Raw genomic sequence first — 23086 nt, forward strand, 5'->3', positions numbered from 1 at the left:
CGAAGCTTATGCTTCGGTCTTTTTATTTACCCATCGGTATACTTTAGACCACTTTGGTCAAACAAGTAGTTGGCTAGGTCATCCGTCGCTACTCCCTCAAACTCAATCGATACTGAATCACCACCTTTAGTAACGGTAACAACAGAACCACCATTACCATTAGATGAGACTGAGTCCTTAATATCACCTAAAAGAGAATCGATTTCACTTGAGTCTAACTCTTCAAATAGTTCAGAAAGGTCAATTTTATCGCCTTCATTCACATCAAAGTCTTTGATGACATCAGCGCTTCCATCTAAGTCTCTGTCTAACCAGGCGAATAAATCGGCTCCTTCCCCACCGGTCAACGTATCGCTGCCTTCTCCGCCAAATAAGAAGTCGTCACCCAAGCCACCATCTAAAGTGTCATCTCCACCTTGACCATACAAGATATCGTTACCGTCACCACCTGACAATTCATCATCAGCATCATTTTCTGACGCAGTGCCGAACTCTTCTTTGTGACTAGTGACGTAATCATGAATCGTCTTAGCATCAACGTCAGCTAAACCCGAACTGAGTTTTTGAGCTACATATTCTTGGAGCGTTAGCTCTGTCGAACCGTCATCAGCAAACAGCACTGGCTGATCACCAAACAATATGTCATCACCACTTTGTGCGGTGATCGTATCTTCTCCCGGAACAGCCTGAACCGTATCTCCAGCGATTGCTTCAGCAAGGTCTTCAACTTTGATGTTGTGGTCAACCACTTTGTCTGTATCAAACATTTCTAAGGTGTCTTTGTCGACATTACCACCAAGGCCAATAGCCTGTACCGCAGACAAACCAGCTAAAATATTAAACATGTGAACGGCTTGTGGGGTCACCTTATTGCTGCCTGTATCGGAAGCGCTGTATTTATCCCTAAATACAAGCTCATTACCATCAATTTTCAACGTACCAAGCCTAACGCGACTACCATTGTTATCTAGATAAGGTGAATATACGTGCGCATGGTTATGGCCATGACCATTATCATATTCAACAACCTTAACACCATTTACTTCTATGCTTCCTGATGGCTGCAAAGATGCTAGGTCAAAATCGGAACCAAGGATATCTTGTAAGCTTAGAGCGTCACCCTTAGATTTATCCGCATACATCCAGAACTGATCAAGTTCATCATCGTCCTCTGTTGCTTGGTTAATTTCACCATCAGTGATAAAGAACGAATGATTAGTCGCGTCATTATCTGGTAGTGAATTAAACCAGTCTATCGCAGAATCGAAGCCAGCCTCATAGTTGGTTCGTCCTGAGTTGTCATCAATTATCGTGTTGAGGGCGTTCTCAAACTGAGTTTTAGGGTTAGCTGAACTCAAATCGATACTAATGACATGAGACGCATTAGTTTCAAATTGTGTTAGCAACACGTTCACAGTACCTGAGTTTTCACCGCCTGCACTTTCAACTAACTTATCAAATGCCGCCTGCAATTCAGGCTTAGCTTCGGCAATCGTACCCTGCATACTACCGGAAGTGTCGAAAATAAACGCGATGTTGTAATCCTGCCCTGGGATAATTTGCAAGCCTGATGTATCGCCGATGACAATGTTACTGTTTTCATCAGTAATGATGTTATCAGATCCACTTTCACCCATTAATATACTGTGATTGCGGACTGATGCAGAAGATGTGGCATAACTGTCCTGCGAAGTACCATCCACTTCAACCGAAGTTGCTGTAGCCTTGAGTTCAAAGTCTAGGTCGCCTTGGTACTCAAAAGGTACTCGAATCTGTACATCTCCAAGAACGTTACCTGCAGCATCAATATCTAACTCATAAGTTGCAACACCATTCTCAGATGATACTGGCTCTACAACCTCTCCATCTATTTCTAGCTTCAACCCTGAAGGAATCCCGGTTAGTTCAACTTTGTCGCTTAAGGTCTCGCTTCCATCGACATCAACAAGCGCAACTGACACATCAATCGGTAGAACTTGCTCTTCTAGAATTTGATAAGTGCCAGATTCATTGTCCAAACTCACGATAGTATCTTTGAATACAATCTGCTCTATCTCATAAAGGTGATCACCAGCTTCTTTATCACTAGCACCTACTTGGTCGGCCGTATCAATGAAACGTTTGTCTTCAACAATCCAATATGGAACTTCACTATGATCATCAGCAGGGAACCAACGTAAAACGTAGTCTGATATGTCCCCTGTATAAATAACACTGTCCACTTGGTTAGGATCATCGATCGAGCCTATACCTCCGTCAAAGTGGTCGTTATAAGCGCTTCCTATAAATGTATCACTTCCCTGTGTACCCGCCGATACATCACCGACAAAGTGGACGGGAGACAATGCTACATCATCTGGATTGCGCTGATCTTTCGCTATAAACAAATCATCTTTGTCAGTACGATCATCAGTAGTATCAGCGTTATTAATCACGTCTCCACTAGAGGTGAGTCCCTCAACAATATTACCCGTGTTACCCATTTCTAGTAGAGTGCCATTATTAAATTGATCTTTAATGGCCTGTTCGTCAGATGTATCGAAGCTAGGTTCCACTCGAATTGTTTTCAAATCACCAATAGTAATAGTAACAACAGGAGCATCAGCCACAGGCGTAATATCTACCGTAAGCGTATGTTCTTCTGACGTACTATTCTCGTTTACAGCCTTGAACTTAATTTCAGCGTAGTCATTCGATTTATTGCCTACACCTTCAACATTGAAGCCGTCATAACCAGATTCGTTAGCATCTGGATTAAAGCCTATCACGCCTGAAGTTAATTGAGCCGAAGTAATCTGAGTCGAGTTTAGTGGCTGCCAATTTGGCTCTTGAACAGTGCCAAGGTTAATCACCAACGCTCCATCGAGTGGTTGATGAGTTATCACTACATCGTTGCCAGACTCAATCCCAAAATCATCAATCGATAGCACTAAAATAGCATCTTCTTGTCCAAAGGCTTCCTTACTTTCAGCATCTGGTCCAACAGGTACTGGATGGACAATTAGCTCGAAGGCCCCATTCGAAATCTCACTGGTATCGCCGACAATCTCGTCTGAAATAGCTTCAACCTTAACGCTATAAGTGCCTGGCTCATCAACCTGAATCATCAGATCAGCGAGCACTGTTTCGGCAGTACCATTTGATGTTAACCAAGCAGATATATCAACTTCACCATCAGCATTAACAACAAGCTCCTGATCTCCAAGTTTAACAATTGAACCTTCAGGTAAACCAGACACGACGAGTCTCAACGTCTCTGAACCATCGGTATCAACAAGCTGCGTAGTTATCTTAGAGACATTGATAAAGGTATCTTCCAGCCCTTCATTAATATCGAACGCTGGGTAATAACCACCCTCTAAGGATTCATGTTCAACCTGTGCCCCGATATTAACTTTATCCTCAAGCGAACTTACATCCGGAACAATATCGAAGTTGTCCGTGTTAAAGTCTACGGGTTCATTACCACCAACTGCGACACTGATAGTGGCATTACCTGGACCAGCCTCGTTGTCGTGGAATGCAGTAATTGTGTACCAACCAGATGCCGATGGTACAAAGGCTGAAGACTCATAGGTACCGCCTCCGCCCCAAGTTTGAGAGGCCATGGTTTCACCACCGACTTCAAGTCTAAATGAATCATCTGCATGACCGCTAAACACGTATGACTCACCAGCAACTAGGAATACCAAACCAGTAAGTTTGCTCGAAATGTTTTCGATAGCTGGAGAGTTCTGAGTGCCAAAGTCTGGCGTCTGTGTAACTTCTGAAGTGTTGGCAACACCTGCAGACTCGATTGCTTGTTCAACAACGTCCGGAGCGACACCGCTACCATTGTTGTAATCAAAGTCTAGGTTCTCCCATTGCTCTAACTTAAAACCTTCATCTAAATCGACATTTGGTGTTTCTACAACTAACTTGGCAAGTGTCGTATCAGGGCGAATATCAATCGACATCGTCGTACTAGAGCTGGTGTTGATGCCATCAGAACTGTGGTAGTTAAACTCCGCATAATCTTGCTGATTATTACCAGTTACTACATTATCTTCATCAAACATTGATGTACTAGATTCATAGCTTACTGGGTTGAATATCAAGAAACCTTGTTCTACCTGCTCTTGGCTTACTGATACACCTGTACCAATCGTTTCAGTATTTAACAGAACCCATTCATCAGTAGATTCGTTGTACAGATACATATCACCCGCACCTGGAGCACTAGTGATAACAATCGACAATTCGCTGGAATCTGCATCAGAAACGTTGAAATCGGCCCACTTAAACGTAATCGATGAACCTTGGGCTTGTGCCTCATCGCCAATGACATGTGAGTCCTGTGCTTGCGGTGCTTCATCGTTATCAATGATCGTCGCAATACCTTGCTTACCATCCACTTCGAGCGTGAAGTTCTCATTTAACTCATCAATGCCGTCTTCGTTAGTTGGTACCTTGATGTCAAACGACGTTACTCCCGCAGGCACAACAAGCTGACCATTAACAAGCGTCACGCCCTCAGTGAACTCTACGTTGTCGGTGAAATCTTTGTTATCACCGAGCTCGGCAGAACCGGAGTTTAACGACCAGTCGAATCGAGTCTCTTGACTGCTTGTGTTAACTAGGTTCACGGTGAAGACGGCTATATCGCCTTCAATTACTTGTTCATTATTTAGATTAACCGCGTTGCTCACTGTATCGATAATTGGAGCTTCATCGTTATCAGTAATGCTACCCACAGAGGATTCACCACCAACAGTCACGGTGTAGGTTTCAGCGATCTCATGGAGACTGTCATCAATTGTCGGAACCAAGATTGCAAAGTCCTTCACTCCAATTGGGACAATCAGTTTTCCACTTTGCTGATCATAGGTGACGCCATTAGTAAAACGAACCTGACTCAGGTCGAGATCTTTTTCGTCACCCGAATCATTCGCAGCATCCGTGTTCTTACCAAAAGTAACGTCCAACGCAGATTCAACAAGTGCACTTGAATCCAAAGTGACTTTAAAGCCAAGTTCATCACCTTCAACTACTGAGTCTGCTAGCAGGTCTACAGACGCAACACTAGAAGGGGTCGGTAGAGGGTTGACGATAACATTAACTTCAGCACTCGCGATTTGGCCATTATCATCAGTAATCTGATATTTAAACGTTGTTTCACCGACAAAGTCATCGCCAGTTAAATCAAAGTATACGATGCCGTCTTTGATATACGCATTACCTTCCGTTTCACCGTATACATAGGTAATACGTAGATTGTCGCCATCTGAATCGATATCGTTATTTAGAAGCTCAGAACCGATAATGCCAGCAAGCTTCGATGTTGGAATCTCAAGAATGCCGCCTTGATTCACTGCATATGCGCCTTCACTAGAGGCTTTAAAACCAGTTAGGAAGTAATCTGACGCATCATTATCATGCGTTGCTTGGTTGGAATACTCAGTTGCTTCAAATACCACAGTATCAAATGCGATTGGCGTACCATCAGGAGTAAGCGGTGTTATTTCGTAAGTACCTTTATTGTTACCGTCTTCAGCAATAAACGTATCACCTGCAACCGCTACGCCATTGAGGTACGCTACCCAACTGCCTTGTTCATGGTTATCAGTGAAATCACCGTCATTACCTTCGTTTTTAAACAAGTTAGATACTGAAAATGTAAACTGAGTCGCAGGGCTATCTAAATTGATTTCAAACTTCTCAGATTGCTGTTCTGCACGATCATATTCAATCTGAGCACCCAATCCACCCACTTTGCCGGCAACACCAATCTTAATACCGCTGTGTGCAAAGTCTTTATCTTGGCCATTGAAGCTGGCACTCAGCTCAGCACCTTCAGCCGACCATGGAGAGTCGTTGTCTTCACTGAACTCACCCAGTTTAACTTCGAAGCCTTGCGGATCGTTATTCGCATTCAGGTCACCAGACTTATCGATAGTAACTGTCTTAACTTCACTTTCGTTACCATCACTGTCTACCGCTTTATATTCGAATGAATCTGACGCCTTAGCTTCAAGAGAAGTCAGCTCCCAGTTACCTGGTCCTTGTGTGCTTGCTTCCACCGAAACAATCTCAGCACCTTCAGGAGCGACAATCGTGACATTTTGATTATTGTGGGTGTCATCATAAAGGAAGGTTTTGTCTTCTGTGACACCATTACCATAATCAAAGGTGACTGTAATCTCGGCTCTTGATTGAACACTATCATCAGCATTTGGGGCAAACCAGCCACCCAAACCGCTTAGACCAACCGTTACTGAGTCCGCTGGACGAGAAGAGAAATCAATGTTGATTACCTCATCTTGGTGAATACCGCGATTAGTCGATGCAATACCGAAACCCATATGGCCTTGCTGGCTGTTGTTCTGTACTAAAGGCTTGGCGTCAACGTTATTTCGACCTTCCGAGGTAATGGTGACGACATCACCATTATCAAACTTCAGTTCGCGAGTATACGCATCTACTTCATCACCCCAGTTATGAAACTCTGCAGTGCTATGAGGGCCTTTATCTAATGTGGATGTATCATCAACACCTAAGAAGAAGCCTGTTGATTCTTGGTCATCTTCATAAACGATGTTGTTAGGATCTGCATACGTCTGCCCAACTACCACTTCAACCTTGTTATTACCATCGACATAGTAAAGAGTTCCTGAATCAGGTAGCTCTGTGATGATCACACCGAGATTTGTATCTGCGTCATTATCGTTATCATCTTCGTCATCAGAAATATGGTCTGTACCACCTCCTTCGATAGCTCCCATTCCGGTATCGAAAATAACTTGCGAAGAGCCATCTGCATTGAGAGAAATAGAGAAGTCTTCAGCTTTTGGCGGGTTATCATGGCTGTCGTCAATAGCTACATTTTTATCAGCGCTAGACGTATCTAGCTTCTCAAATACATCGGTACCATCTTGAGTTACGGATACAACACTAACGTTAAACTCTTGTCCGACTTCGTATTCGTTGTCTTGTTCAGTTTGAATCTCAAAGGTCGCTGTATTTGTATTTGCGTCTACGTTTACAGTTATAACTTCAACAATATCTTCATTGCTCGCGTTTGTGTAAGAGTACTGAAGAGTAACCACACTATCTTCAGGCACTTGCTCACTTAGCGTAATCGTAAATGGGCTTGTCTTATCACCCTCAATAACTGAATCGGGACCAGTCAGCCCAACTGTAACGGTATCTTTATCATTTGTGTCTGTCTCATCGACAATCTTAGCTGTATCTGAGTCCTGTTTGTCATTTTCAACAAACTCGCTAGTTGAGCTAGCTTTTAGGGTTACAGTCTCTTCACCCTCAAGCAATTTATCATCAAGAACCTTGATGAAGACTTCTAAGCTACCCGAGCCGCTAGCAATAATTAGATCGGCAAGCTCCTGCTCTGAAAGCGCTTTATAATCTTGTCCATCTTTAACGTAAATATTGTCTTCGTAATCGACACCTTTAGTTGCAGAATCCCCTGCCGCCCCTAGTGTAAGAGCAAGACCAACGTTCTCAGAGACAAGCTCATCTAGGTTGATTTCAAAAGATAGGAACGCTTCTTCTGCTTCTGTCACTGGTTGGCCTGCCTTAACAGTTAGCTCGGCGACAGGTAATACATCAACATTCACTACAACCGTATCTGTACCACCGTTACCGTCCGACACGGTAACAACAAATGAATCATCTCCATCAAACTCGTTGTTCGGAGTGTACTTCCACTCGCCAGTTTCAGGGTCGATCTCAACACTACCGTTTGTAGGTTGGCTCACCGTGTAAGTCAGGTCAGTGTCGTCAATATCGGTTGCAGTAACCTTACCAGATACAGAGTTATCCTCTTTAGTCGATACACTTATTTGATCAGTATCGCCAATCGGCACTCCATCTTTGACAAATATTGGAGCATCATTTTCTGGAGTGACATTAATCGTAACCACGGCGGAATCAGTACCACCTTTACCGTCAGAAACTGTGTAAGTAAACGTAGCGATACCATTGAAGTCATCCGCTGGAGTGTAACGAACGGTCTGAGAACCATCTTGTAGCTCAACTAACTCAACCTGACCGTATGTTGGATCAATCACTAAACTATCTAAAATGATTAACGTATCACCATCAACATCAGAGTCATTCGAAAGTAACTCGCTACTAGGTATATCGAGAGTTACATCTTCTTGTGTCTGAAGATTTTTAATCACTTCTTGAAATTTGATATTGTCTAGATAAGTCCCACTCTTGTCGCCTTCAGTGCCAACTTCTCTAAATGAAAGGGTATTTGAACCATCTCCACTCCCACCTAATAATTCCAATAACTGGGTTTGCATTATGTTACTTTCAGGGGTGATCGTAGCAACAACTTCGCCGTTCCAAATGACCTCAAGCTCAGCACTCGGCAATCTTTCGTACATTGCCGTATCAAAAGACAGTTGGTATAAGGTACCGCTTTCTACACCTTGAATTTGTTGAGTAAGGGTTACATTGTCACCATTACCTTCCATATCAATCATACGATCGCCGTCTGTTTCATCAACAGCATAGCCTTCTTGAACTGAATCTAAAGCACCAGTTCTTGCATCGTAGGACCAACCATCTAGTTGGTCGATTCGAGAACCCCAACCGGCATTTGATACCGATTCATAGTCTTCAAAGCTACCATTGACGATCAGGTTATCACCTAACGCTCTTGAATCATCGTTCGCGATAGGGTCATCATTTACTGGTGTGACATTAACGGTCACTGTCGTAGTGCTTTTTTCACCATGAGTATCAACAATGGTGTATTCGAAAGTCGCTTCACCATTGAAGTCTTGGTTAGGTTCAAACACGACATTGCCATCTATCAGCAGAACAGAACCGTTTGTAGCATCGGTTGCGTTGACAGAAAAAATGGTTATGTCATCCCCATCAACATCGAAATCATTGGCTAACAGCTCACTACCACTAATAGTAAGAGCCTGATCTTCTTCCGTTATGAGTTTGGGTGCATCTATTCCGGTAACTGTAATGTTATCGATAAATGCACCAAGCGAATCAGATTCACCCGCACCAGCAAAAGCGATTAAAGTAGCATCACTACTAACATCAAACTCAGCATTTACTTGATACCAACCTTTGTTATCCGGACCATCTAGTGTTACAGAAATGCCTTCTGGAGCAGTCACTGTTCCATCCGCATGCAGCGTAATAGTTGTATTCCCAACAGTAAAAGTCATATCAGACGACGAGTTGCCGTCTTGGCGAGGGTTATAATCGAACTCTACCCTCAAAGAGTCTTGATCCGACGTATCAATTGATGTCGTCATCACCGTGTTTTTATGTGGGTCTAGCTCTGCGTAAAAATCACCGTCGGTAGCATCAACAATTAAGCCGTCTCGCTCAATCTCTATACCATTAGTAAAGTCCCATACCTCTGATGGGTCTTTAGAAACAACCGCCCAACCCGCTGGGTTTGCCATATTTTCGAATGACTCAGTGAGCAATATGGTTTCTTGAACGTTTTTGTAAGAATCACTAATGGCTACAGGCGCATCGTTGACTGGCGTCACCGTCAAGTTGAACGAGCTGTCTACCGGTGTGCTGCCATCTTCGTTGCCGTCTTCAACGTTAATATCGAAAGACGCCGACGTGGTTTCGCTGCCGTCATGTTTAAACGTCACTTTACCCGTCGCCAACTGCGCCACCGTAAAGCTGCTCGACGCGACGCCGTTCACTAAGATTGTGCCGTTACTCACGTTGCTGACCGTGAAGCTCACGCCTGTGTCCGTATCGTCAACGTCCGTGTAGCCAAGATCTGCCGCCGTGATGGTGTAGCTGCCTGCTTCATCCATTTCACCCAACAGATCGCCTGTCAGCTCCGGCGCATCATTCACTGGCGTCACCGTCAAGTTGAACGTGCTGTCTACCGGTGTGCTGCCATCTTCGTTGCCGTCTTCAACGTTAATATCGAAAGACGCCGACGTGGTTTCGCTGCCGTCATGTTTAAACGTCACTTTACCCGCCGCCAACTGCGCCACCGTGAAGCTGCTTGACGCGACGCCGTTCACTAAGATTGTGCCGTTGCTCGCGTTGCCGACCGTGAAGGTCACGCCTGTGTCTGTATCGTCAACGTCTGTATAACCCAAGTCAGCTGCCGAGATCGTGTAGCTGCCTGCCTCGTCCACTTCCGCCGCCAGATCGCCTGTCAGCTCCGGCGCATCATTCACTGGCGTCACCGTCAAGTTGAAAGTGCTGTCTACCGGTGTGCTACCATCTTCGTTGCCGTCTTCAACATTCACATCGAACGACGCCGACTTGGTTTCGCTGCCGTCATGTTTGAACGTCACTTCACCCGCCGCCAACTGCGCCACAGTGAAATGGTTCGACGGAACACCGCCGACTAAAATTGTGCCGTTGCTCGCGTTGCCGACAGTGAAGTTCACACCTGTGACAGTATCATCAACGTCCGTGTAGCCCAGATCCTCAGCCGTAATGGTATAGCTGCCTTCTTCATCCACTTCACCCAACAGATCGCCTGTCAGCACTGGTGCATCGTTCACAGGAGTGATATTAAGCGTAACTTCTGCTTCATCTTCCCCACCGTTCCCATCGGTCACTTTATATTTAAAAGTTGCCTCACCGTTATAGTCGGTATCCGGTGTGAATGTAATTGTATTGTCTGTGTAGTCGACAAACAGTTCACCATTAGCCGCGGAGGTAATTGAACCGACAACAATTGAGAGCTCATCACCATCAATGTCAGTATCATTCGCCAACAACTCATCAAAAGAAATCGTGATAGACGTGTCTTCAGCAGTAACAAGTTTAGATTGATTAATACCTGTCACTGTAATGTTATCTAACAACGCACCATAGCTATCTGAAGCTCCAGCACCTGCAAATGTAAGGTCCGTAACGTCCCCTTGGACTTCGAACTCAGCCGTGATCTTATACCAACCATTTGCGTCAGGTTGCCCTATTTGGACATTAAGTCCGTCGGCACCCGATAGAGATCCATCTGCGTGAACAGTAACTAACGTGTCACCGACTTTAAACGTCATGTCAGAAGATGAATTACCGTCTCGTCGAGGGTTGTAATCAAATTCAACACGCACGCTATCTTGGTCTGACGTATTAATATTTGTTGTGATCGCGGTGTTTTGATGAGCATCAAGCTCAGCGAGGTAGTCACCGTCTGTCGCTTCAGCTATGAGACCGTCACGCTGAATCTCTAGACCATTTGTTGCTTCCCAATCATCTAGTTCGTCGCCAGTTACTACAGTCCAACGACCTGTGTTTGTCATGTTTTCAAAGGACTCAGAGAAGAGCAACGTCTCACTATGAGTTTCATATGTGTCATCAATCGCTACTGGAAAGTCGTTGGTGCCTGTCACGGTAATGGTTAAGGTATTGGTTTGATTGACCGTGCCATCGCTTGCGGTGTAGGTGAACACCACGTCCGCGGTCGCTCCTGTGGCCAACGCTTGAGAATCGCTGCCGTCCGCCACAAAGCTGTAGCTGCCATCGCCACGAATGGTCAATGTGCCGTAATCATTGCTTATCACTGTGTCGCCACTGTCTGCCACGGCGGTTGCGGTGCCCGTAGTACCGTTCAAAATACCCGTGACGTTCAATGAGTCGCCATCGACATCGCTGTCATTGGCCAACACGCCGTCTTCTGCACTGACCGTTAAGGTCGCGTCTTCATTCACCTCGCCCACATCGGCGGTTAACTGAGGCGCATCGTTGGTGCCTGTCACGGTAATGGTTAAGGTATTGGTTTGGTTGACCGTGCCATCGCTTGCGGTGTAGCTGAACACCACGTCCGCGGTCGCTCCTGTTGCCAACGCTTGAGAATCGCTGCCGTCCGCCACAAAGCTATAGCTGCCATCGGCACGAATGGTCAATGTGCCGTAATCATTGCTGATCAACGTATCGCCACTGTCTGCCACGGCGGTTGCGGTGCCCGTAGTACCGTTCAAAATACCCGTGACGTTCAATGAGTCGCCATCGACATCGCTGTCATTGGCCAACACGCCGTCTTCTGCACTGACCGTTAAGGTCGCGTCTTCATTCACCTCGCCCACATCGGCGGTTAACTGAGGCGCATCGTTGGTGCCTGTCACGGTAATGGTTAAGGTATTGGTTTGGTTGACCCTGCCATCGCTTGCGGTGTAGCTGAACACCACGTCCGCGGTCGCTCCTGTGGCCAACGCTTGAGAATCGCTGCCGTCCGCCACAAAGCTATAGCTGCCATCGGCACGAATGGTCAATGTGCCGTAATCATTGCTGATCAACGTATCGCCACTCTCTGCCACTGCGGTCGCGGTGCCCGTGGTACCGTTCAAAATACCCGTGACGTTCAATGAGTCACCATCGACATCGGAGTCATTGGCCAAAACGCCTTGTTCTGCACTGACCGTTAAGGTCGCGTCTTCATTCACCGCGCCCACATCGGCGGTTAACTGAGGCGCATCGTTGGTGCCTGTCACGGTAATGGTTAAGGTATTGGTTTGGTTGACCGTGCCGTCGCTCGCGGTGTAGGTGAACACCACTTCCGCGGTCGCTTCTGTTGCCAACGCTTGAGAATCACTGCCGTCCGCCACAAAGCTGTAACTACCGTCAGCACGAATGGTCAATGTGCCGTAATCATTGCTGATCACCGTGTCGCCACTCTCTGCCACGGCGGTCGCGGTGCCCGTGATGCCGTTCAAAATGCCCGTGACGTTCAATGAGTCGCCATCGACATCGGAGTCATTGGATAGTAAACCGTTACCAGCACCAACGGTTAAAGTTGCGTCTTCACCAACCTCGCCGGTATCGACATTGAGTTCGGGCGCGTCGTTTACAGGTGTGATATTTAATGTCACTGTCGCTTGGTCTTCGCCACCATTTCCATCAGTGACTGTATATTGGAATGTGGCCTCACCGTTGTAGTCTTGATCTGGTGTGAATGTGATCGTTTCGTTTACATAGTCAACCGATAATGTGCCATTGACCTCAGACGTTATTGAACCAACAACAATTGAAAGAACATCACCATCGATATCAGTATCATTCGCTAACAACTCTGCGAATGGGATCGTAATAGGCTCATCTTCACGCGTAACGAGCTCAGGTTGGTTGATCCCCGTTACAATAACGTTGTCAATCAAAGCCCCAAGACTATCTGAAGCACCATCTCCTGCAAATGCTAACTCCGTACTATCAGCTTGCACCTCCAGCTCGGCGGTAACACGGTACCAACCATTAGCATCTGGTAGGCTTATTTGAATATCAAGTCCATTAGCACCGGAAAGGGTCCCATCCGCATGTACCGTGACCGAGGTGTCACCGATTTTAAAGACCATATCAGAAGACGAGTTACCATCTTGCCGAGGGTTATAGTCAAATTCAACCCGAATACTATCTTGACCTGAAGTGTCTATAATCGTTGAAATTTCAGTGTTTTTGTGAGCGTCGAGTTCAGCAAGATAGTCACCATGAGTTGCATCAGCAATTAGACCATCACGCTGAACCTCTAGCCCGTTGGTCGCATTCCAGTCGCCAAGATCATCACCAGTCACAACTGTCCATCTGCCAGTGTTTATCATTTGTTCAAATGACTCGGAGAAAAGTAACGTCTCGCTACTTTCGTTGTAACTATCATCAGTTGCTTTTGGTCCATCATTTGTGCCAGTGACCGTAATAGTTAAGGTCGCAGTATCCATCCCCCCCTTACCATCACTTATCGTATAAGTGAACGTTTCAGACACCTGCTCACCAGCTTTTAAGCTATCCGCATTATCAGCAACGTAGTTGTAACTACCGTCTTCGTTAACAATCAGAGTACCAAAGCTACCGGTTAATCCAGATCCTACAGTTCCAGCTGTGCTATTTGATGCATTTTCAGCACCTGTCCGAATACCAATGACTTCGAGGTTATCGCCATCAATATCGCTATCATTTTTCAGTAACCCTATTGATGCATCTACTGCTAAAGTCGCATCCTCGTTAATAGACCCACTGTCATTGCGAGCGATTGGCCTGTCGTTAGTACCGGTGACAGTAATAGTTGCGGTCGATGTGATCGGCTCGCCACTTTCATCGCTCATGGTGTACGTCACCACGACTTGCTCTGTTACACCTACTGGCAGGTGATCAAAATCTTCGCCAGTCGCTTCAAACACAAGTTTGTTATTAACGATAGTCACCAGACCTTTGTCCGAGCTCACACTGTCTAAAGTGAACTTAGCACCATCGTCTAAATCGGTGTCGTTATCCAATACATCAACGGTTACTGTGCTGTTCTCTTGAACCGCCCCAGAGTCTGCATTGGCAATTGGGAGATCGTTAGTACCGGTGACAGTAATAGTCGCGGTCGATGTGATCGGCTCGCCACTTTCATCGCTCATCGTGTACGTCACCACGACTTGCTCTGTTACACCTACTGGCAGGTGATCAAAATCTTCGCCAGTCGCTTCAAACACAAGTTCGTTATCAACGATAGTCACCAGACCTTTGTCCGAGCTCACGCTGTCTAAAGTGAACTGAGCACCATCGTCTAAATCGGTGTCGTTAGCCAGTACATCAACGGTTACGGTGCTGTTTTCTTCCACTGCACTAGTGTCGGCGTTTGCGATTGGAAGGTCATTAGTGCCTGTGACTGTGATAGTTAACGTTGTTGTATCAGTTGCACCTTGGTCATCAGTTACTGTGACTGGTACTTCAATCTTTAGTTCTTCACCTTCGGATAGATAACCATAAGAAGACGCATCGAATTCATAACTACCGTCTTCGTTTAAAGTTAGACCTTCAACTAAGGTGTCCGTAGTAAACACTAATGGTTCACCTACAGGTTGATCTACATCCGTAGCATTGATGCTACCGCTAATAACCTGGTCCTCTAATAAGGAACGGTCCTTAGGCTCTGCTACTGGCGCATCATTTACTGGCGTAACATCAATTGTGACAGTTAACGTGTCTGTCAGACCAGTTTCATCCGTCACGATAACTTGGAAGCTATCTGGGCCGTTATAGTTTGCATCTGGAGTGTATTGCCAAGAGCCATCTTCATTTAGGGTAAGGCTACCGTTAGAAGGGCCCGATTCAACTGAGAAGGTAAGAAGGTCATTATTTGCATCGGTCGCAGTTAACTGGCCGCTTAACAAAGTATCTTCTGGAACAGATGCACTTAGTGCATCTTCAAGCGCGCTAAAAGAAAGGTCTACAAAGATTGGCTCTTGTTGTGCGAAACGGAATTGCTCTAGAAGGCTCAGGCTTTGAGTTCGCGACATGCCCAGCGCTTCAAATCCCGTTGTTATAAATTCGGTTGCTGGGATCGTTTCTTCACCGTCTCGCTCTACAGTCCCACTAGTTGCCAAGCTAGAACCATTTTGACCAGCAGCGGTAGCGAACTCATCTCCTAACTCAGTAGGGTCTTCACCTTCTTCTAATGCGGCAAAAATATTTGCGATATTCTGGTCTAGTTCAACTTCACCGTCTTCAGGTGAAAAACGCTTAACTGATACCTGAGGTTCATTAGGTCCATTTTGAGATTCAAGAGTTACATCTCCAGCCTGTAGAGGCTCTCCCTCTTCGAGTACTCTAACCGTGCCATCAACTGAAATAACAATGCGCTGACCCAATGCAAGAGCACCGGTCAAATTCAATGCTGTAATGTCCATATCAACCCCTAAAAACCATTTTCGCTTGTCACGTCAACTTTGTGACATCTTATTTATAATATTAGCCGAAATATAACATTTAACATCACATAATTCCTAGTTATGAATCGTGCATTTAACATACCGAGTGACAAGGTAATGACGCTGATCACATCACACAATAATGAAAGTGCTCACACTATCAATATAAGTTATTGTGTTTGCGAAAAATAACAGAGCTAAAAACGTAAAATTGACGTTCTCAAAATCATCATAAAACGCACAGCAAACTGTTAACAACTTTACAACCATTTACGGTAGCTTCTCGAGCGAACGTTATTTTTTTGGCGGTTCATCTAAATTTCGTATCTAGCACATTAAAAAGCGTAGGTTTAGATGCAGTCCAATTTGGAGAGATGGAAATTGAATTACATTCAAACGACAACATTAGGGTTAGCTATAGCGCTAAGTTTGCCGACAACAGCACAAACCTTAGAGCAAGCCGTTGCGTTTACATTAGAAAGCAACCCTGAAATCAAAAGTGCTTATAACGAATATATCAGTAAGCGTTATCTTAACGACGCTTCTGGTGGTGCTTATCGACCAAGTATAGACTTAGATGGTGGGATTGGTTATGAACATACTGATCTAGCAACCAACCAAGACACTACCGATCTGACTAGAAAAGAAGCAACGATCACCTTGACCCAGTTAATATGGGATGGCGCTAATACATCCAATGATATTGACCGTACTGCGGCTGATGCAGAGTCCGTGCGCTATCAACTACTATCTAACGCGCAAGACATCGCTTTAGAAGTAACAAAGGTTTATCTTGATGCAGTGAAAGCCTATGAAGTGCTTTCTCTTTCGGAAAGTAACTTAGCGACGCACAAAGAGATATATAACGATATTCGTAAGCGCGTGGAATCAGGTATTGGTTCAACCGCAGATATGTCACAAGTTGAAGCTCGTATTGCGAAAGCGCACGGGAATTTGCTTGCTGCTCAAAACAACCTTTTTGATACGCATACTCAGTTTAAAAGACTTGTTGGTCAATCTCCTTTAGGGTTAACTTTCCCTCGCGCAGATGCGGGTGCAATTCCTTATACCGTTGATGGTGCGTTGGCAAAAGCGTTTAACCAGCATCCAGTCATTAAGATTGCACAAGCCGATGTTGACTCAGCGAAGTTCCAATACAAACAATCTAAGAGTACCAACTACCCGACTGTTTCTTTTGAAGCCGCTCAAACTTGGCGTGATGACGCCGGTGGTACAGAAGGCAGCAGCGATGAGTTTTCTGCCATGGTTCGTTTAAGATACAACCTTTACAATGGTGGTTCGGATCAAGACCGCACAGAAAGTGCAGCCTACCAACTCAACAAAGCCAAGGACCTTCGCGAAAGTACTTACCGCAATGTAGAAGAGAGTCTACGTCTATCATGGAGCGCACTTGATTTAACGGTTCAACAAAAAGAGTTCCTATCTGACCACGTAGACTCGGCATCAGACACGGTAATCTCATATGAGAAACAATACCGTATCGGTAAACGTACCCTTCTCGACTTACTTAACACTGAGAATGAATTATTCGAAGCTCGTAAAGGCTATTTAGATGCTAAGTATGACGAGCAATACGCAAAATATCGCGTAATGAACGCAACTGGTAACCTACTCATCGGTTTACGAGTTGAGATCCCAGAAGAATGGAATGAAAAGGTGGAATATTAATGAAGCTTACCAACACAGTATTATCGCTTTGCTTCATGGTTGTATCTGCCAATGCTTTAGCTGAAAACAACGAAGATGAATTCGAATATCGCGCTCTACCGCCGGTCACTCAAATTTACGATCTTCAAGATGATGACAATGACGGTGTAATAAACGCGCGAGATTTATGTCCCGATACACAAATTGGTGCCGAGATCGATAACGACGGTTGTGGATCATATTTCGAGTCATCGGAAAAGAAAGAGCTGCATATACTCTTCGCTAATAATTCAACGGAAATAAACCCTGTCTTTCTAGGGCAGATACGCCAAATGGCGGCATTTTTAAAGCGCTACGAAAGTACCAGCATTGAATTGCAAGGTTATGCCAGCAAAGTAGGTAACGCGGAACATAACCTAAAGCTTTCGAAAGAACGTGCATCACATGTAAGACGAGCGCTAATTAGCAACGGTATTCAGCCATCTAGAGTCAGCATCGTAGGTCATGGTGATTCTGAATTCAGCAGTGATGACACCCAAATCAATCACGCACTACATCGAAAAGTTGTTGCTTCCGTTGTTGGATTTAAGGGTAATATCAAAGAAGAATGGCACATCTTCACCAAAATTAAAAAGTAGGCGTACCCAGCTTTTACCATACTGAAACGTTATCTTAAGTTAACGTTTCAGTATGGTGATAATTCCTTGAATAGCATATACCTAAGCCGTCTATAATGTTAATCTTGCCACGTTATCAACATAGAGAATTAATCCATGAGCAAACTAACAGCTGATACTCAAGCAAATCTAGAACTTTTCGTTTCTGAAACACAAGAAACTAAACTTGTATGGGGCCTTCGTAACGAAGAAGGTTGGCTAGCATGTGACTCAAGTGAATTCGAAAGCAGCGAAGTGATGCCATTTTGGTCTTCAAAAGAAGATGCTCAGACTCACAACGTTGAAGAGTGGGCTGATTTTGAAGTATTAGAAATCCCACTAGATATCTTTGTAGAAGACTGGCTACTGACTCTTGCTGAAGACGGCGTTCTTGTTGGTACTAACTGGAATGCAACATTAGAAGGCAAAGAACTTGAGCCTTCTGACCTAGCGAAATTATACATCTAATTTCCGATATCGGTCGCACGATTCGCGCGACCGATATACCTCTGATTAGTATCAATAAATTAGAGACCTACCTCGCATAACCACGTAGTCGCACCATTCAAAATTTGAAGCAACATCAAACTAATAATAGAATATCGTTCTTTATCTGATTGATCGTCTCTTGTGAATCACTTCGTTTTTGTTACCTTTCTACTATTCATTAGCTTTTGTTCTTATAGCCAAGTATCAACATCAGATCGTGACCACAATTCACCAGTCTATACCTCCAATCTAAGCTCTACTCCAAATGCTGATTGGAACGCGCTTTATCTCTCTACTTTAAACCACTCTCCTGAGCGCGCATTAAACATGCTGCAAACACGCTACATCGGCTCAACGGTTTATGGAGATAAGCTTTACCTTGCGTCTCTTCTGTATCAATACATGAGCCACCGAGATCAGCCGTTCTACGGAATCGCTTCAAACGACAATGACTACCAAGCGATAGAAACAGCGTTTATTTCTGCTCTGAGGAAAGACGGCAAAGGCCAATATGAACAAGCACAACAAGGCTTTCTAACACTTTTGGCGAAAATGCAATCTCGCAGTGATTTAACTGGTAAAGCCTTACTAAAGTACCAGCTATGCCGATCGCTCAACGAGCAAGCTAAATACCATCAAGCGAACTATTACTGCTCTGCCCTTCAGTCAGATTTACATGACATCGCTGACCCTGTATTACCAAAATTCGGGACTTATCGAGTCATCGCGAACAATCATCATTTCCGCAGTGACTATCAAGCTGCACTAGACACCTACCTATCACTAATAAACGTGTTTCCACAAGGGCATGATATTTCAGGGGTTTACAACGATGTGGGTAACTTGCTCAAAGAATTAAAGCAATATGAAAAATCGGCGGAGTATCTAGAGCAAGCTCTCATTCTCAGAGTAAACGCTTCAGATTTAATGAAAGCACAAGTGCATCACAGCCTTGCGGATCTCTACCTTAACCAAGAGCAAAGTGAACTAGCAATTCACCACTTTCAGACAGCAAGAACACTGCTGAGCTCAACGTCGCATAGCTACGGTATTGCACTCACAAGTCTTGGCTTAGGAAAAGCGTACACTCAAACGAAAAACTATGATGTGGCGAGAACCTACCTAATTGAGTCTCTTTCAGCTTCGAGCGAACTGAGCAATGATGTCATTCGCATCAATGCTTACTTGGCAATCAGCGATATGTTCGAAGAACAGAAATTGCCAACGGAAGCACTCAACTATGCTCAACAAGCGCTAGAATTAGCTGAACGAGTCACAAGGCATAAATACATCGCGCAGTCACTTCTTCAGCTTTCTGATATTCATCAATCACTCAGCGATTACCAACAAGCTTTCTATTTCTACCAGCGATACTCGTCAATACAAATGGAAGCTAGAGATATCGACAATCGACTCGCACTCGAAGCGCTCGGCCTGACGCACGCCAAATATGAACAAGAACTAGAAAGCTCTTTCCTGACACATCAGACGAAACTCGACCGCGTTCAAATTGAAAAAATGGAACATCAAAGATGGATGTACAACATCGTTGTTATTCTGTTGCTTTGCGCTGCAAGCTTCACGGTATTGATAAACAAAACGGTTCGCGCAAAAGCAGCAATTGATGGCTTAACGAAAGCATATAGCCGAACTGAGATAATTCGAAGAATCAAAAGAGTGAAACGCTGTAAAGGGACGGACAAACAGCATGTGCTCGTGCTGCTCGATCTAGATAAGTTTAAGAAGATTAATGATGAGCATGGGCACCCTACTGGTGATCGGGCACTGGTCCATATTAGTGATCAAATTAGAAAACACTTAGTGAATGGTGAATTGTTTGGTCGCTTAGGGGGTGAAGAATTTGTCATCATGTTAACCGATACCCCACCAGCAGAGGTACGAGAACGCGTTGAAGAGTTGCACTACGCCATTTCAAGCACTGTCTTTTTATCAGAAAGCAAAAAGTCACTTAATGTGACCGCGAGTTTTGCTTATCTAGCAACCTCAAACGCATTAAGTGACTTTGATGACTTGTATTCAGTGCTCGACCAAGCACTCTATCAAGCCAAAAGCAACGGCCGAAACTGCATTATTGATGCATATAACGAACCGATTGATTTACCTGAAATTATTTATTCTCAGCCTGTTTGCGAACCAACTCAGCCATGATGCTTTCGCGATCACCGAGGTAATCGTTAAGGCCAACTTTACGCAGTTCACATGCCGGACAATCGCCACAGCCATCACCAACAATGCCGTTGTAACAAGTCAGTGTTTTGTTTCTAACAAGTTCAAGTGCTGAGTACTGGTCTGCTAGCGCCCATGTCTCAGCCTTGTTTAACCACATTAGCGGTGTTTTGATATCAAGCTGCTTGTCCATACCTTGTACAAGTGCAGAGTTCATCGCCTTCACAAAGTCATTACGACAATCAGGGTAACCAGAAAAGTCTGTTTCACACACACCTGTAATCACGGTTTCAGCACCGATTTGGTAAGCGTAAATACCCGCTAGAGTCAGAAATAGAATATTACGACCAGGAACGAATGAATTCGGCAGCCCATTCTCTTGCAGCTCATGAGACACAGGAATATCGTCACGAGTCAAAGAGCTGATAGCCAGTTCATTCAACAGAGTCACATCCATCACTTTGTGCGCTTTCACACCAAGCTCTTTCGACAATGACTCAGCAACTTCAATCTCGAGTCTATGGCGCTGACCATAATCAAACGTAATCGCATGAACTTCATCATACTCTTTTAATGCTTGAACAAGACACGTTGTTGAGTCTTGACCACCACTGAATACTACCACTGCTTTTTTCATCTTAAATCCTTACGTGAACCTTCTACTAGCGACTTATCTTGCCCAGTAAAAATACAACCTATGCGATGCTCAAATATTTGTGAGTTTGTATTGATAAGCGCCAATTGCGCTCAATGCAGGTATCAATACAAAGCTGAGTAGCGCGGTCTTTTTGGCTGATTGGTTGCAGAGCGATAACAGTGTCGTTAGGAACTGCTGCTCGCTCCAATAAACCGTCAAGTTGTTCGATGTCTTTGCTTGTACCTACTGGATGCTTAATTTCGTTAGCACGTTGCAAGGCGCTATCTAAGATTTCCAGTTTCGCTTTCATCGCCACTTTCGGTGACACCGTAACCCAAGTGTCCGGTGTGGCTTTAACTTCTGATGTTCCGCTAGTTTCAATCTGACAGCGACAACCGTGCTGCTCAAACGCTTCAGTAAGAGGAACAAGATCATAAATGCATGGCTCACCACCAGTAATCACAATGTGCTTAGCAGTGTAACCTTGCTTGATATATTCATTCACGATTCCTTGAGCATCGATTGCTGACCAAGTAGGTGAATCTTCTGTCTTAACCATAATATCGCCAAGGCTGGTTTCCTCTTCTGGCAACGCTTCCCAGGTCTGCTTGGTATCACACCAAGAACAGCCCACTGGGCAAATTTGCAGACGAACAAAAACAGCGGGAACGCCAGTAAACACGCCCTCACCCTGAATGGTTTCAAACATTTCATTAATCTTGTACAACTTTCCCTCAGCTCAATCATTTGATGAAATTAATCAACCGCAGACCTTAAAGCACTTCCCCCTTTTGGTCAAACAAATGAGTACTGATAAATGAGTTGATCAAAGCCCTAGCCTGAACTTTCAAGTTCCCTTATCCTTTCGCCCATAGATTTCGTTAGCTTTTAATTTTTTAGTAAGGAACAACATGTACAAACTGATTGCTCTTGATATGGATGGCACACTACTCAACAGTGAAAAAGTGATTTCTCAAGAGAACAAAGACGCAATCGCCAAAGCACGAGCTGCAGGTGTGAAAGTAGTTCTCGCTTCTGGTCGCCCTTTAGAAGGCATGCAAAGCAAATTAGATGAGCTTTCGATTGACGGCGAAGATGACTTTGTACTCTTCTACAACGGCTCTATGGTTCAGAACGTATCGACAAAAGAGATCATTCACAGTGAGATCAGCAACGGCAAAGCCGCAAAAGAGATTGCTGCCCTCGCTCAACAGCTTGGTGGTTATGTCCATGCTTTCAGCAAGATCCACGGCTTAATCACACCTGAGAACAATGAGTACACTGGTATTGAAGCGCGTATTAATTGCTTAGATATAACCGAGTTCGACTTTTCTCAACTAGAAGATGACCACGAAATCATCAAAACTATGATTGTCGCTGAACCAAGCAAGCTGACTGAAATCATCGGTAAGTTGCCACAAGAGCTTAAGACTCAGTTTACTATCGTACAAAGTGCACCATTCTTCTTAGAGTTCCTAAACCCGAAATCAAACAAGGGTGTCGGTATTGAAGCGATAGCGAAACACTTAGGCATTAAAGCGGAAGAAGTCATCTGCATGGGTGATGCTGAAAACGATCACCATATGCTTGAATACGCAGGCCTTGGCATTGCAATGGAAAACGCAATGGAAGAAACCAAGAAACTGGCGGATCACATCACAGCTAGCAACGACGACCATGGTGTAGCGGTCGCGATTGAGAAGTTTATCTTCAACTCATAAACGCTCAACAGGTTCTAATAAGAATTACTTTTTGCTTGTTTCAGAAATGACAAAGGCTGTGCACTGCACAGCCTTTTTGATTTT

Annotated in this window: 8 protein-coding genes; 5 read left to right on the top strand and 3 right to left on the bottom strand. The window is 44.6% G+C overall.

What is annotated here, in order from left to right; genetic code table 11:
- Window positions 1–26 precede the first annotated feature (26 nt).
- Window positions 27–15623 carry a tandem-95 repeat protein gene (locus BCU07_RS06515; RefSeq protein ID WP_413286084.1) on the bottom strand — a complete coding sequence of 5199 codons (15597 nt, stop codon included), beginning with the start codon at window positions 15621–15623 and terminating at the stop codon, window positions 27–29.
- A gap of 402 nt (window positions 15624–16025) precedes the next feature.
- Between BCU07_RS06515 and BCU07_RS06520 the strand changes: the two genes are divergently transcribed.
- The 4 genes from BCU07_RS06520 to BCU07_RS06535 all read left to right on the top strand — a co-directional run bounded on the left by BCU07_RS06520 (window position 16026) and on the right by BCU07_RS06535 (window position 20626).
- Window positions 16026–17333 carry a TolC family outer membrane protein gene (locus BCU07_RS06520; protein ID WP_017062307.1) on the top strand — a complete coding sequence of 436 codons (1308 nt, stop codon included), beginning with the start codon at window positions 16026–16028 and terminating at the stop codon, window positions 17331–17333.
- A complete protein-coding gene (locus BCU07_RS06525) occupies window positions 17333–17950 on the top strand; it encodes an OmpA family protein (RefSeq protein WP_017062306.1) in 618 nt (205 codons plus the stop codon). Before BCU07_RS06520 ends, BCU07_RS06525 begins: the two co-directional genes overlap by 1 nt.
- 135 nt (window positions 17951–18085) lie before the next feature.
- Window positions 18086–18436: a DUF2750 domain-containing protein gene (locus BCU07_RS06530; protein ID WP_010438559.1), complete on the top strand. Its 351-nt coding sequence runs from the start codon at window positions 18086–18088 to the stop codon at window positions 18434–18436.
- 162 nt (window positions 18437–18598) lie between these two features.
- Window positions 18599–20626, top strand: coding sequence for a diguanylate cyclase (locus BCU07_RS06535; protein ID WP_102428956.1), 2028 nt, complete (start codon window positions 18599–18601; stop codon window positions 20624–20626).
- On the opposite strand, the gene queC is transcribed toward BCU07_RS06535, so the two are convergent.
- A complete protein-coding gene (gene queC / locus BCU07_RS06540; RefSeq protein WP_017063822.1) occupies window positions 20586–21281 on the bottom strand; it encodes a 7-cyano-7-deazaguanine synthase QueC in 696 nt (231 codons plus the stop codon). The genes BCU07_RS06535 and queC overlap by 41 nt on opposite strands.
- A 58-nt stretch (window positions 21282–21339) precedes the next feature.
- Entirely contained in the window at window positions 21340–22008 is a 669-nt protein-coding gene (queE, locus tag BCU07_RS06545) for a 7-carboxy-7-deazaguanine synthase QueE (protein ID WP_346762947.1), read from the bottom strand.
- Window positions 22009–22192: 184 nt separating this feature from the next.
- Here queE and BCU07_RS06550 point away from each other — a divergent pair, with 184 nt between their 5' ends.
- On the top strand, window positions 22193–23002 hold the full coding sequence (locus BCU07_RS06550; RefSeq protein ID WP_102428957.1) for a Cof-type HAD-IIB family hydrolase: 810 nt from the start codon (window positions 22193–22195) through the stop codon (window positions 23000–23002).
- The last annotated feature ends 84 nt before the right edge of the window (window positions 23003–23086 follow it).

This window comes from Vibrio sp. 10N.261.54.E10, assembly GCF_002877735.2.
GTDB lineage: Bacteria > Pseudomonadota > Gammaproteobacteria > Enterobacterales > Vibrionaceae > Vibrio > Vibrio crassostreae_C.